10 protein-coding genes are annotated in these 13414 nt (G+C 56.8%); all 10 read right to left on the reverse strand.

Annotated elements, in window-relative coordinates:
* Nucleotides 1–20: 20 nt before the first annotated feature.
* On the reverse strand, nucleotides 21–1067 hold the full coding sequence (locus M9799_RS08290) for a capsular polysaccharide export protein, LipB/KpsS family (RefSeq protein WP_231042910.1): 1047 nt from the start codon (nucleotides 1065–1067) through the stop codon (nucleotides 21–23).
* Nucleotides 1051–2220, reverse strand: a complete 1170-nt coding sequence (locus M9799_RS08295; protein ID WP_231042909.1) for a glycosyltransferase family 4 protein — start codon at nucleotides 2218–2220, stop codon at nucleotides 1051–1053. Before M9799_RS08295 ends, M9799_RS08290 begins: the two co-directional genes overlap by 17 nt.
* A 36-nt stretch (nucleotides 2221–2256) precedes the next feature.
* Nucleotides 2257–3456, reverse strand: a complete 1200-nt coding sequence (locus M9799_RS08300; RefSeq protein WP_231042908.1) for a polysaccharide biosynthesis/export family protein — start codon at nucleotides 3454–3456, stop codon at nucleotides 2257–2259.
* Between the two features lie 31 nt (nucleotides 3457–3487).
* The gene (locus M9799_RS08305) at nucleotides 3488–4621 is read right to left on the reverse strand and encodes a glycosyltransferase family 4 protein (RefSeq protein ID WP_231043238.1); all 1134 of its coding nucleotides are present in this window, start codon (nucleotides 4619–4621) and stop codon (nucleotides 3488–3490) included.
* Nucleotides 4622–4630: 9 nt separating this feature from the next.
* Entirely contained in the window at nucleotides 4631–5530 is a 900-nt protein-coding gene (locus M9799_RS08310; protein WP_231042907.1) for a GDP-mannose 4,6-dehydratase, read from the reverse strand.
* A gap of 429 nt (nucleotides 5531–5959) precedes the next feature.
* On the reverse strand, nucleotides 5960–7459 hold the full coding sequence (locus tag M9799_RS08315) for a phosphomannomutase (protein ID WP_263725862.1): 1500 nt from the start codon (nucleotides 7457–7459) through the stop codon (nucleotides 5960–5962).
* Nucleotides 7460–7488: 29 nt separating this feature from the next.
* Nucleotides 7489–8523, reverse strand: a complete 1035-nt coding sequence (gmd, locus tag M9799_RS08320; RefSeq protein WP_231042905.1) for a GDP-mannose 4,6-dehydratase — start codon at nucleotides 8521–8523, stop codon at nucleotides 7489–7491.
* A gap of 152 nt (nucleotides 8524–8675) precedes the next feature.
* Nucleotides 8676–9857, reverse strand: coding sequence for a glycosyltransferase family 4 protein (locus M9799_RS08325; protein WP_231042904.1), 1182 nt, complete (start codon nucleotides 9855–9857; stop codon nucleotides 8676–8678).
* On the reverse strand, nucleotides 9857–11074 hold the full coding sequence (locus M9799_RS08330) for a glycosyltransferase (protein ID WP_231042903.1): 1218 nt from the start codon (nucleotides 11072–11074) through the stop codon (nucleotides 9857–9859). The genes M9799_RS08325 and M9799_RS08330 overlap by 1 nt, the downstream gene beginning before the upstream one ends.
* A gap of 41 nt (nucleotides 11075–11115) precedes the next feature.
* On the reverse strand, nucleotides 11116–13407 hold the full coding sequence (locus M9799_RS08335; protein ID WP_231042902.1) for a DUF4214 domain-containing protein: 2292 nt from the start codon (nucleotides 13405–13407) through the stop codon (nucleotides 11116–11118).
* Between the last annotated feature and the right edge of the window lie 7 nt (nucleotides 13408–13414).

Consider the following 13414-nt stretch of genomic DNA (forward strand, 5'->3'; position numbering starts at 1 on the left):
CAGGAAAGAACGCACGCGACTCATCGCACCCCCACCACCCGGCGCAGCACCACTCTGAATAATTTGCGCCACCAGGGCAGCCTGTGGCCGGCGCGCGTGCGCCAGGCCACCAGTTCGTCCAGCGCCTGCTCGGGAGCGGTCAGGCTGGCGCCGGTGCGGCTCATGTAGAGCGGATATTCGATCAACGCCCCGGCCACCAGCTCGTCCAGCGACAGCTGCCGCGTGCGGCGCGCGTTCGGCACCGCGTCGCGCGTCAGGCCCCAGCCCGAGTAGAAGGGCTGGCCATGGCAGGTCACGGCCTTGCCGCGCAGCAGCGCCTCGAAGCCGGCCAGCGAGGTCAGCACATGGACATGGTCCACCGCCAGCAGCAGCTCGCCCATCGGCGCGTGCTCGACCACTTCGTCGCACCAGCGCAGCGCCTCGTGCTCGTCCGCGCCGCGCGCGCGCAGGCCGGCGAGCACGTCCGGGTGCGGCTTGTAGACGACATGGGCATCGGGATGGGCCGCGCGCGCCGCCTGCAGCAGCGCCATGTTGGTGCGGATGCCGGGCGCGCCATAGGCCAGCGACGCATCGCTTTCCACCTGCCCCGGCACCAGCACCACGCTGGCGGCGCCCGCGGGCCGCTGCCAGACGCCGCCGCCGGTGTTGTACTTGGTCAGTCGCTGGGAAACGATGCGCTCGCGCAGCAGCTTTGCACGCTGCAGCTGCGCGGCATCGAAGCTGGCGTTCGCCAGCAGATGCTCGAGATCGGAGGGCCGCGTCGCGTCGTAATAGATGCCGCGTCCGTCGATCACCCAGGACATCGGCCGGATCAGGTCCACGCCCAGCCCCACCGAGCGCAGGAAGCCGTCCTCCAGCCGCAGCACCCGCACGCCCTCTTGCAGCGCGGCGTTGAAAGGCTTCATGCCCCAGACGGCCAGCACCGCGCCCGCGGGCACATCGGCCACGCTGGCGACGAACACCACCCGCGCCGGCGCGAAGCACTGGCACACCACCGATCTCTTCCAGGAGGAAAAGTCCAGCGCATACACCACGGAGACATCCGGCAACTCAACGCTTTGCGGCAACACGCAACTGCTCCATCAACGCCTCGACCTGCTGGAAATGCGCTTCCCAGCTGGGCAGCACCAGCCCCGCCATCCGCCGGCGCTGGCCGCGCCGCGCCAGGCTTTGCGGGTGCGCGTATTCGCTCACCAGCTCGGCCCAGCGCCGGCCGTCGAGCGGATCCACATATTCGGGAATATCGCCGGCGATCTCGCGGAAGGCCGGCAGGTCGCTGGCAATGACCGGCACGCCGGATGCCAGCGCCTCGGCCAGCGGCATGCCGTAGCCCTCGGCAAACGAGGGGAACAGCAGCGCCTGCGAGTGGTGCAGCCAGGTGGACAGCTCGGTGTCGCTGCAGCCCGGCTTCTCGAAGACGAAGCCCTCGAGCAGCTCGCAGCGCTCGAGCAGGTCCACCACGTTCTCGCACAGCCAGCCGCGCTGGCCGATGATGACCAGGCGCGGCGCGGCGGCGCCCAGGCGCTCGATCAGCCGGCGCCACAACTGCAGGATCAGCCAGTGGTTCTTGCGCGGCTCGATGGTGCCCAGCATCACGAAGTAGGGCGCTTCCAGCGGCCGCTGCGCGGCCGGCGCGGGCAGCGGAGCAGGGGCCAGAAGCGCCACCGTGGTCGCGGGCATGGGCACCCCTTTTGCCGCGGCATGGGCGGCGAATTCCGCCAGCGTCGCAGCCGAATTCGCGATGACGCCATGGCCGGTGCGCAGCATCGTATCCATCCGGATCTCGTGGCGCCCGGTCTCGCCCGGGCGGCAGTACTCGGGGTGCGAAACCGGGATCAGGTCATGCACGAAATACAGCGGCTTGAGCGCCGAGCGCTGCACGAACTGCGCATAGACCGGCTTTTCCAGGCCGTTGTGCCCGGTGTTGAAGAAGAACCGCGGCTTGGAGAATTGCCGCCCCACGCTGCGCGCGAAGGCCTTGGCCACGGCGCGCCGCACCAGCATGTTGAAGTCGCGCGCGGGCGCCAGCAGCGCCGCGAAGACGCGCGTGGAATCCGCCTCGGACAGCTCGATCCACTGCCCCGCAAAGCGCACCAGCGCCGTCGCGCGCCCACCGAAGTGGCGCACGTACTCCAGGCTCACCCGGTCCACCCCCGTGGGCCGGCGGCCCTGCATCGCCCGGTCCACCAGGCGGGTGACATCGATCACTGACTCACGCATAGCGCTGCCTTCAGAACTACACAAGCACGCAGCAGATTACCGGGTCACGCTGATCAGGTTGGCCACAGGGAAGACGGTGGAGAAGATCACGTTGAGGAACTTCTGCAGCTCGGCCGCGGGAGCGTTCGAGACATACAGCAGGTCCTTGTCCCGGATCGGGAAGCTCTGCGCCACGAAGAAGCTTGCCGGGTCACGCAGGTTCATGCGGTAGATGACCGGCACCAGGCCCTCGGGCGTGGTCATGATGGTCTTGCCCTGCAGATCCAGCGCGGCGGGCGACTCGAGGCGGAAGATGAACACGCCCTGCGCATCGGCACGGTTGTCCTGCACGCCGCCCACGCGCGCCAGCGCCTGCGCCAGCGAGATGCCCTGGGCCTCGAAATTGAGCTCTTCGTTCTTGCCCGTCGCGCCCAGCGCCGTGAAGCTCAGCGGCTGGAACAGCGAGGTCACGACGTCGCCCGGCTGCAGCAGGATGTTCTGGCGCGGGTCGCGGATGATGGTGTCCAGCGGCAGCGCCTGCACCTGGTTGCCGCGCGTCACCTGCAGCGTCATCTTGTTGACCGGCTGGCGCGTGCCGCCGGCAGCTGCCAGCGCATCGAGCAGCCGCTCGCCGCGCGCCGTCAGCGGCATGCGCGTGCTATTGGCGACCTCGCCCACCACCGTCACGTTGGCTGTGTTGTTGCGGATCATGCGCACCAGCACCTGAGGCTGGTTGGCCTTGCCCTTGAGGCGCTGGATGATCTCGGCCTCGATCTGCTGCGGGCTGCGGCCGGCCGCCATGATCTGGCCGGCAAAGGGAATGTTGACGCTGCCGTTGCTGTTGACCATCTGCTCGGGCAGGGCCGTGACGCGCGTGGTCGAGGGGCCCGTGCGCGGATCGATCGCGCCGCTGCCGAACAGGGCCGCGGGCGGTGCTTCCCACACCGAGACCTCGATCACGTCGCCCGCGCCAATCACATAGCCCGACTGCGCCGAAGTGCCGAACACTTCGGAAAACAGGCTTTGCCGCTGGCTGGCCAGCACCCGGCGCGCCACCGCGTCATTGACCTCGACGATCTGGATGCCGCGGTCGTTCGGGGCAGCAGCCACCTCCTCGACCTGTTCGCGGCTCGGACCGGAAGTCGGCAGCCAGGTGGGGCTGGTGGAGCAGGCGCTCAACACGGCCGCTACGCCAGCCGCGAGCAGCAGGCGCAAGGTCGTGGAGCTTGCCGTGGTCGCGGCAGATCTTGTCTTCATATCTCTGGTCGTCATGTTTTTCACTTGCTGTTCAGCCATTCCTGGCGGCCACCTGCCGGTAGACATCGATTGTCTGCTCGACACAGCGGCTCCACGTAAAATTCCTGGCCTTTTCCAGACCTGTCTCGCAGGCCGTTGCGCGCCAGGCTTCATCGCACAAGGCGGTGTGAATGCCCAGGGCCAGCGCATCGATGTCATCCGGGTCCACCAGCCGCGCCGCGCCCTGCGTCACTTCGGGCAGCGAGGTGAAGATGGACGTCACCACCGGCACGCCCGAGGCCATGGCCTCGAGCACCGGCAGGCCGAAGCCCTCGTAGATGGATGGGTAGACGAACGCCTGGGCGCCTGCATACAGCGCGGGCAGGTCGGCCTCGGGCACGAAACCCAGATAGCGCAGCCAGCCCTGTGCCGCCAAACGTTCGATTGTCGCGTGTAAGTCATCGCTTAGCCACCCCGTGCCGCCCACCAGCACCAAGGGGTATTGCTCGCGCACCCCGGCCGGCAGGCATTCGTAGGCCTGCAGCAGGTTGGCGATCTTCTTGCGCGGCTCGAGCGTGGAGACGCACAGCGCGTAGCGCTTGTACTGCAATCCGTGCCGCTCCAGGCAGGGAGCGATCACTTCTGCTGCGGCCGGCGCGAAGCGCGGCGACACCCCCAGCGGCACGGCGGTGATCTTCTCCCCGGGCCACGCCAGGAAGTCGATGACCTCGCGCCGCGTGGCCTCGGAGTCGGTCAGCAGATGGCTGGCGCGCGCCATCGATTGCTTGAAGTCGCGCTCGAAATGGCGGATGCGCTCGATGGGGTGCGTCTCGGGATATTTGAAGACCGAAAGATCGTGCACAGTGGCCACGCCCGCCTCGGCGCAGGCGGGCAGAAAGAAGTTCGGGCCATGGAACACCCGGCCGCGGCAGTTGGCCGAAGTCTGCCAGTCGCGCAGCCAGCGCGGCGGCTTGAGCTTGAAGAAGGGCTTCCTGGCCTTTGCCGCTCCCGGCGCGGGCGGCGCCTCCAGCAGGCGAGCCGGTTCGTCGATCCAGCGCCCGCCGCGGTAGAAACGCACGTCCTGCACCTGTGCCTGCATGGGCAACCGCTGTGCCAGCTCCCAGGTGTAGCGCCCGATGCCCGTGAGGTGCGGTGCCAGCGCCTCGACCGACAAGACCAGCTTCAGATCCACGTGCTATGCCTCCAGCATCCAGCGCAGGGTGTCGCGCAGCGCGATCTCGGGCACTTCGCCGACCACCGCATCCAGCCTGGCGCGGCTGCCCACCAACGTCTTGACCTCGTTCTGGCGCACGAAAGCCGGGTTCACCCGCACCTCGAAGTCATGCCCCGAAATCTCGCGCGCCATGTTCAGCACATCGTTGAGCGACCATGCCTGGCCCGAACATACATTGAAGGTCTGCCCCACGGCGGCCGGCGCCTCGAGCAGGCGGCGGTACAGCTGCACCACATTGCGCACGTCGGAGAAGTCGCGCTCGACATCGATGTTGCCCAGCTCGATCACCGGCGCGCGGCGGCGCACATGGCTGATGATCTTGGGGATCAGGAAATTGTCCGCCTGGCCCACGCCGGTGTAGTTGAACGGCCGCGTGACGATCAGCGGCAGCCGCTCTGCATAGAGACGCGCCGCATATTCCATCGCCAGCTTGCTGACCGCGTAATCATTGGCGGGCGCGGGCGGAGTGTCTTCACCCAGAACGCCGCCCACGGAGTTGCCATAGACATTGGCGCTGCTCGCCAGCAGCACCGCATCGAGCGGCGCCCTGGCCTGCGCCAGGGCCTCGAGCAGATTGCGCGTGCCAACCAGGTTGGTGCGGTAGATGGCTTCCACATCGCCATGCGCGACGAAAGCGATTGCCGCGAGATGCGCCACCTTGTGCGGCTGCACCTTTTGCACCACTTGCGCGAGCCCCTCAGCATCCGACAGATCGGCCGCATGCAATGCGCTTACGCCCGGGATATCGCCGGCTTCTGCATTGCGCACCAGCCCATGCACTTCATACCCTGCGCGCTGCAGTTCCACCGCCAGATAGCGGCCGGTAAAACCATCCGCGCCGGTCACCAAGATTTTCTTCATCGATATGCCTTTTACTGTGTAGTGCACGGGAAGCGGGCTCCAGGCGCCCATGCGGCACCTGAATACGGCCCCTCAAACCCGGGAAATCTGTTGTTGGTGGGAGATCGATGTGAAATGTCCCATCGTTCCTTATCGTTCTTCTTCAGTTTGTTCTATCAGCCATTCATCCCGAGCCTGAGCAGAGCCCATCAAGAGCTGACCGGTCTCCCACCGTTCGTCCTGAGCCTGCCTCGCCGGCCGCGTCGAAGGATGAAGGGCCCATCCAAGAGTTTTCGCGGAGCCTGTCGGAAGCCCCCGGGTCAAACCCACTCCAGGAATCATCCTCCAACCTCCTTCCAGCCATCTCAAAGCAAACCCTCGCTCCAAAGCGTGCGGCATTGTGCCGGCTCCCCACACGGTTCACCGGTAACAAACGCGCAACAGATGCAGTCAGGGCTGACGCCAGGCGGCCAGCACCTCCAGTGCCGCCGCATTGATCTGCGCCGCCCGCGCCGCCGTCGGCGCCTCGGTATAGCAACGCAACTCAGGCGCGTTGCCCGAAGGGCGCAGGTGAATCACCTCCTCGTTGGCGAACGTCGCGCGCAGGCCATCAGTGGCATCCAGACCCGTCACCGTGCCGGACACCGCGCCAAACGCCTGCTCGAACGCCTGCCGCTGCTCGGCCCCGCTGCCCGCCTGCAACGACGCAAGGCGCTCCTGGCTCAGCGCGGTCGGGAAATTCTGGATCCGGTCGCTGCAGGTGAAGCGCGCGGGCAGGGCGCCCAGCAACGCCGACACCGTGCACGCCTTGGCACGCGCGCTGGCCAGCACCGCCAGCATGGGCAGCACCGCATCGCGCGTGGGCAGGGGCGCGAGTTCGCGGCCATGCACCTGCATCGGACTCATCAAAAGGAAGCCGCCATTGGCCTCGTAGCCGCATACGCCCGGGCGGCCCTGCTGCAGGGCGGTTTCCATGGCCTCGATCACATAGGGTGAGCCGATGCGCGTGCGCGCCGTATGCGCGAACCAGCCGGACTTCTCCAGTGCGGTATTGCTGCTGACCGGCGTTGCCACGCACTGCGCACCCAGATAGTGGGCGCACAGCACGCCCAGCACATCGCCGCGCAGCCATTCGCCATGCTCGTCGGCAATCAGCGGGCGGTCGGAGTCGCCATCGGTGGACAGAATGGCGTCCAGCTTGTGCTCGGCAGCCCATTGGCGAGCCAGCGCGACGTCTTCAGGGCGCACTGCCTCGGTGTCCACGGGAATGAAAGTAGCCGAGCGGCCCAGCACCTTGACTTCACCGCCCAGGGCCTCGCACAGCGTCACCAGAATGTCGCGCCCCACGGCCGAATGCTGGTACACACCGACGCGCATGCCGCTCAGCGAGTTGGCGCCGAAAAAGTCCACATAGCGCTGGATATAGGCGCGTGTCACATCCACCGCCTCGGGCAGTGGCTTGGGCTGGCGCAGCGCGCCCGCCTCGTCGAAATCGCCCGTGCGCATGTCGACCTGCTGGGCCTTCATGCCCAATTCATCAGGCTTCAAGACTTCGCCCGCAACGCGATTGAACTTGATGCCGTTGCGGTCGTCGGGAATATGGCTGCCCGTCACCATCAGCGACGGGATCTTCAGCGAAAAAGCATGCAGCGCCAGAGCCGGCGAGGGCACATAGCCACAGAAAAGCGGCACGCCCCCCTGGGCCTCGATGGCCGCTGCGCAAGCCGCCAGGATGCGCGGCGTGCTGGGCCGCAGGTCGCCCGCCAGGGCCACCTGCATGCCCGGAGAAAACTCCCCGAGGCTGGCCATGTGCTGCAGAAAGCCCGCCGCATAGGCAAAGCACACCGCATCGGTCATGGCCACGACGGGGCCGCGCGCACCACTGGTGCCAAACGCGACTCCGCTCTGGGCCATGAGGTCGCTGATATTTACGAGCGGATTTTGCGTCATGGAAGTCATCAGTGGTGCGAAGTTGTCGATTAGAACGAGAAGCCGGCCTTGTTGCGGCGGATATCGGCTTCAACCATCATCTGGCACAGCTGTTCCAGTGTGGTGGTCGGCTCCCAGCCCAGCTTGGCCTTGGCGCGCTCGGGGTTGCCGATCAGCAGTTCCACTTCCGCGGGGCGGTAGAACTTGGGGTTGATGCGCATCACGGTCTTGCCGGTTGCCGTGTCGACAGCGGTTTCGCCTTCGGCTTGACCCTTGAACTCGACGTTGATGCCAGCGCCCTTGAATGCCATCTGCACGAAGTCGCGCACGGTTTCGGTACGGTTCGTGGCCAGCACGAAGGTATCGGGCTCGTCGGCCTGCAGCATGCGCCACATGCCTTCCACGTATTCCTTGGCGAAGCCCCAGTCGCGCTTGGCGTCGAGGTTGCCCAGCTCCAGGCAGTCCAGCTGGCCCAGCTGGATCTTGGCGACGCTGTCGGTGATCTTGCGCGTCACGAATTCGCGGCCGCGCAGCGGGCTTTCGTGGTTGAACAGGATGCCGCTGCTGCCGAAGATGCCGTAGCTTTCACGGTAGTTGATGGTCATCCAGTGCGCGTACAGCTTGGCCACGCCATAGGGGCTGCGTGGGTAGAAGGGCGTGTCTTCGATCTGGGGAATGGCTTGCACCTTGCCGAACATTTCGGACGTGCTGGCCTGGTAGAAGCGAACCTTGGGGTTGACGATGCGGATGGCTTCCAGCAGGTTCACCGGGCCGAGGCCAGTGATTTCGGCAGTGGTCAGCGGCTGCTCGAACGAAACGCCCACGAAGCTTTGCGCCGCCAAGTTGTACACCTCGGTGGCGCCCGTGGTCTGCAGCAGGCGGATGCTGGCCGACAGGTCGGTCAGGTCATATTCCACGAGGTGCAGGTTGGGGTTCTTGTCGATGCCCAGTTCTTCGATGCGCCAGAAGTTGACCGAGCTGGTACGGCGGTAGGTGCCGTAGACCGTGTAGCCCTTGCTGAGCAGAAGTTCGGCGAGGTAAGCGCCGTCTTGGCCGGTGATACCAGTGATGATTGCGGTTGTCATATATTCCTGAATTAATTGACGTTAGGGTTGAAAAGATTGTAAATCATCTTTGATAGATGATTTCTATCATGAGATATTGGTTGTGCCATGCAGCATGGCATTTTTTAGTTCAGAAGTTAAACTCTCCAAGTAATTTGTTCTTGTTGATAAAATTAATTTGTCTGACTATCTAGAAACTCTTTTTTCAATGAATCACATATTACGGTATACGTTCTGTCGTAACTGAACTCGGCAGCCCTTTGAGACGCTTTTTTTCTTTGAATTTCAAGTTGTCCAGTGCATTGATCAAAAAGAAACTTTGAAAAGGCGACGTCAAGAGATTCAACTGAATAGGGATCGAAGTAATAACCCGTGTCACCTAAGACTTCAGGAATCGAAGTCGAGCAACTGGCAATGACTGGAACACCCAATTCCATCGCTTCCAAGACAGGCAAACCAAAACCTTCGAATATGGATGGATAAAATATTGCTTGTGCTCCGACAATCAATGTCGCCTTTAGCGATTCATCAACGTATCCCAGATGAACTATACGTCCTGAGTCAATTTCTGAAGAAAGTCCGGTTTTTTCTGCATAGTCTGCAAACGCCGGGCCCCATCCTTGCCTGCCAGCAAAAACAAATCTGTATTTTTTCAGAAGATTAGGGTTTTTCTTCAGCCATTCAAATATTAATGCAATATTTTTCCGTGGCTCAATCGTCCCGAGAATAAGTAAATAAGGCTCTATTTCGCGATCGCCAATCAGTTCCCGCGCCTTGGAAGCAATATCTGTATTTACGTTGTTTCCCAGAAGCGCTACAACAGTTTTTTCTTTGGGGACATTGAACAGCCACCGAAGGTCGCTCGCTGTCGATTCTGATATGCAAAAAAATAAATCAGTACTGGATATTTGTTCTGTTAATCCATTAAGATGGAAATTTATAGTGTCTTGGGTATGGCACTCTTGGGTTAGCAGAAAAGAGAAATCATAATACAAATGACTGTCTTTATGGAAAACCCTTCGATGTGGCTTTGTATGGAGAAAAAGCCCATAGCTTAAGCGGCCTTCAATGCGGCCATACTCATCGACTTCAATTTCAGAAATTCCTTCATTTTTTTGAAAGGATGCCTGTAAGTTTGCCCCGCTTCTGTTGTCAAGGCAATCTTTGATGATATTTTTATCAACAACTTTATCGAAAACGCTAAAACGAACTTCAAAATCCAGAGATTGATCAAAGAAAAATCTCTTCGTAAGCTCAAATACAACATTTGAGATGCCAGTGTATTCCAGCTCCCACAGTGGCGCAACTCCCAACATCAAGATGGGTTTTGTACTGTTGCGAAATTCATTGTTCATCACATTACTCCCAGCGCTTGAATATTCTTAATAAATGCCTGAAGGCTATATTTTGCCTCGGCATCCCTTTTTGCATTTTTCGACAATTCTCTGTATTGGCTGTCGCTAATTTCTGCTGCAGAAACTAAGGAAGCAATGGTCGATTCCAACTGTGGGGGGAAATGTGTTGTCCGTAAATAATTATGCAGGGCATGATACGGCCCTTCTGTTTGTAATTCTTCGTGTTTGATAACGATAGAATTTTTCTCATTGATGTAATCCGCCATTGCTGTCGCTTTGGTAGAAACTGGAACTACGCCTTGTGCCATTGCCTCAATCATTGGAAGGTTCAGCCCTTCAGTTGAGGATGTGCACAAGTAGAAATTGGCTTTTTTTACCAGATTTTTCATCTGGCCGTCAGTCAAGGTTTCACCGATAAAAATAATTCGATTATTTTCTCCTGTGAATCCGTGATGCACTTCCAATATTTCTTGTATGTTTCCAAGTGTTGTATGTATGTTATCAACCACCAGTTTCACAAGCAGAATTATGTTTGGCTGCTTCTTTTGAGCCTTTTCGAATGCGGTCAACATTGACTTGATCTGTTTGCGCTTATCGAAAGGATTCAATATCGAGAAAAATACCTTGCTTTTCTCATAAGTTTTCAATATTTCTGCGAGTGTCTTGATGTCCGATGGAACAGGTGGACGTGTCGTATTAAGAGGCAGCGTGGCGATATGATCAATCGTCGTGTCATCTGAAACTCTTGGAACGATGACTGGAGGAGGCAAAGTTATTGCTGTGTCGATTCCATAGGATTTGAGGTTATCTCTAGTGAAATTGGACCAGCACCATATCTGATCAGCATTCTTTAGTATGTTGATATGGTTATTTAAAGGATTTCCATTGAATGATTCATTGCTGAATTGAGGAAACTCCCAGCCGCTATTGAATATATTCTTCATTCCATAGAATGGACGAATGTGCTCAATTGGCTTCACTGCGAGATGATTGTCGTCGTGCCTGACTCCAAAAGTTTCCTGCGCAATCTTGGATTGATAAATTTCTGGCCTTATTACACGGTAGGTTTCTATATCTGCCGCTTCAAGGCCTTTTGAGTAAAGATCGGCCACAATTTTCCAAGAATAGTGCGCGCGACCAAACTTCATTTCCTCATTGGAAATAAATGGAAGTTTTTCTTCGTCAATTGCGTTGCTTATAAAAAAACGTTTTTTCATTTGTATACCGTTAAATTATTTGATGAATTCTTTTTGTGGCATTAAACTATTAATTTGGAAATATCAAGTAAATTTTCAATTGTTAGAGGTTTTGCTTTAATTGAAATTTTCTCTACTGTTGAAATGTTTTCATGGGAAACACTTATTTTTATTAAATCCTCTACAGACAATGGCGAAAGACTTTTATGCGTCTCAAAATCTGATGATTTTCCATTTTCCGAATGATTCTCATTATTGTGGGTGGAAATTGGCTTGTCGGTTTCTATTTTTGGAAGATTTTCTGGCGAGTTCCCCTGTGCTCCTTGTTGTGAGGCAAGGCTACGCATATAAGCTAAAGAATTGCTTAGCTCTAAATTGGTTTGCGCTGTTCTTTCGTTTATCTCAGATATCTTGCTTGACTGATCAGAAATAAATTTCGAAATATCTGATAATCTCTCTTCTAATCGTTCAAAGTTTTTTGAGCTTTCATTTGCAAGATTATGTATTTTATATTCGAGAGCACGTAGATGTCGAGTGTGCGTACCGTCGTTTTCCGTTTTTTCAATAGTAGCAAAGATCCACCCAACCAAAGGAGTTTGAGATCTCTTGTATTTTTTTATAGCGCTGTCTAAACCTGGTAATTTTGGTTTTCGCTCTTTGCCTTCTTTCGAAAAATGCAATTGAGAAATAATTTGCATTTTTGAATAGCCTGCTTCCAGTCGTGAAAGGTAATAAAGTTTGCCCTCAGAATCTGGATCTCTTTTTAATAGAGCCCTGTAAGCGGATTCTATAAACTGCTGGCCATTTATAGTTAGCAGTTCTTCTAGTGTCGATGCAGTAGTTGACATATTATTGGCTGTTTTTATTCCGGATGCAGGCGAGAACGGATCAACTGAATTTTCTTGCATGGTAATTGCCGGATGCAAATCTGTTTTTTCTGGTGTCCGCGAGCTTTTGTTAATATCATCAATTTTTTTAGATGGCGCGGGCTTATGCTTTTTATCAAGCTTTAACAACCTAGCTAATTGTCTCAGTGGTGCCGTAATTCGCCAAGCCAAAGAAGCTTGATTCGCATCAAGTTTTCCCTGTACTTCTGTAAGCAATTGGCGCAACTGCTTTACAGTTTGGTGGTTGGACTCAATTTCTGCCCTGAGTTGAGCTTCTATAGAAGTACAAGACTCGAGCAAACGAACATATTCGCTACTTGCTTTTGCTGTTTCCTCCTGGATTCCAACCAGCTCCTGATTGATTTTCTGCTGAAGCTGTTCCTGATAGCTAAGGAGTTCCTTTATAACCTGACTGGATTGGCTCGCACGTTCAAGATATTCTTTCTCACGTTTCTCTAATTCGATACTGAGGTGAAGGATTTCAGCGTTTGCAGCTTGCAGTTGCTGTGCAAATATTTTTTCCTGCTCGGCACGTTGGAAGTTTAGTGAATCTGTCCGTTCTTGAAAATCGCAATGCAGCTTGTCCGCTTCTAGTGAAGCTTGTCTGTGAATTTCACGCAGTTGCAAGTCAATTTCCTGCTCACGTATGGCGCGGCTAGCTTGCAGGTCTTCAAGCTCTTGCTGTCGGACTTTCAACTGGTTTCTAAGGCCTTCCTCACGCTCGGCATTGCGGCTTTGCAGCGCAGCCGTCTGTTTCAAGTGCTCTTGAAAATGCTGAGCTTTTTCTTGTTCCAATACAAGCAACTGTGTGGAAAATTGCTGCTCGCGCTGCACTTGGAAGCGCAAATGGTCTTCCAACTTTTCTAAAATTTGCCGCGTTTGCTGCGCGTGATCTTGTTCCGCTCGTACTCGCTCCTGCTGTAAACGTTGAACTTCGATCTGGCCATTCTTCAGTTGTTGAGCAAGAGCTTTTTCACGGTCCGCCTGTTCATTTTTCTGTACACGCATATACTCATGTTGGATGCGTGCAAGATCTGTCTTCTCCTGCGCAGACTGCTGCTGAAGCTTGAAAAGCTGAGTGCTGATTTCCCGCTCACGTTGCACTTGAAAATGCAGTAGCTTTTCTATTTCTTGTTTAGAATCTGTGGCTTGTTGCACATGTTTTTTTTCATGGCGCTCTAATTCTTCTTGTAGACGCTCGAGCTCTTCTTTTGCGGTTCTTAATTGTTCGATTAGTGTGGATTCACGTTCGACATGCTTGCGTCGCAATGCGTTTTCGTTCTCATTTTGATCAGCTAACAGTACGTCTTTATCGATCGCAAATTTTTTCTGGATTGACTGCAATTCAGAAGTCAATTGCTGTTCACGCTGAGTTAAGAAAGAGATTCTTTCTGTCAATTGCAGCTCAGTAGCTGAAAATGACAGGTTCAAAGCATGAATTTGCTCCATCTGTTTATTTTTATTCATTGCATGC

This window comes from Comamonas endophytica, assembly GCF_023634805.2.
GTDB classification, from domain to species: Bacteria; Pseudomonadota; Gammaproteobacteria; order Burkholderiales; family Burkholderiaceae_C; genus Comamonas; species Comamonas endophytica.

Bases quoted from the DNA above. Each gene is read 5' to 3' on its own strand.
- M9799_RS08295 (WP_231042909.1), bottom strand. From the start codon at position 2,220: ATGCGTGAGTCAGTGATCGATGTCACCCGCCTGGTGGACCGGGCGATG.
- M9799_RS08310 (WP_231042907.1), bottom strand. From the start codon at position 5,530: ATGAAGAAAATCTTGGTGACCGGCGCGGATGGTTTTACCGGCCGCTAT.
- M9799_RS08315 (WP_263725862.1), bottom strand. From the start codon at position 7,459: ATGACGCAAAATCCGCTCGTAAATATCAGCGACCTCATGGCCCAGAGC.
- M9799_RS08335 (WP_231042902.1), bottom strand. From the start codon at position 13,407: ATGAATAAAAATAAACAGATGGAGCAAATTCATGCTTTGAACCTGTCA.
- M9799_RS08300 (WP_231042908.1), bottom strand. From the start codon at position 3,456: ATGAAGACAAGATCTGCCGCGACCACGGCAAGCTCCACGACCTTGCGC.
- M9799_RS08325 (WP_231042904.1), bottom strand. From the start codon at position 9,857: ATGAACAATGAATTTCGCAACAGTACAAAACCCATCTTGATGTTGGGA.
- gmd (WP_231042905.1), bottom strand. From the start codon at position 8,523: ATGACAACCGCAATCATCACTGGTATCACCGGCCAAGACGGCGCTTAC.
- M9799_RS08330 (WP_231042903.1), bottom strand. From the start codon at position 11,074: ATGAAAAAACGTTTTTTTATAAGCAACGCAATTGACGAAGAAAAACTT.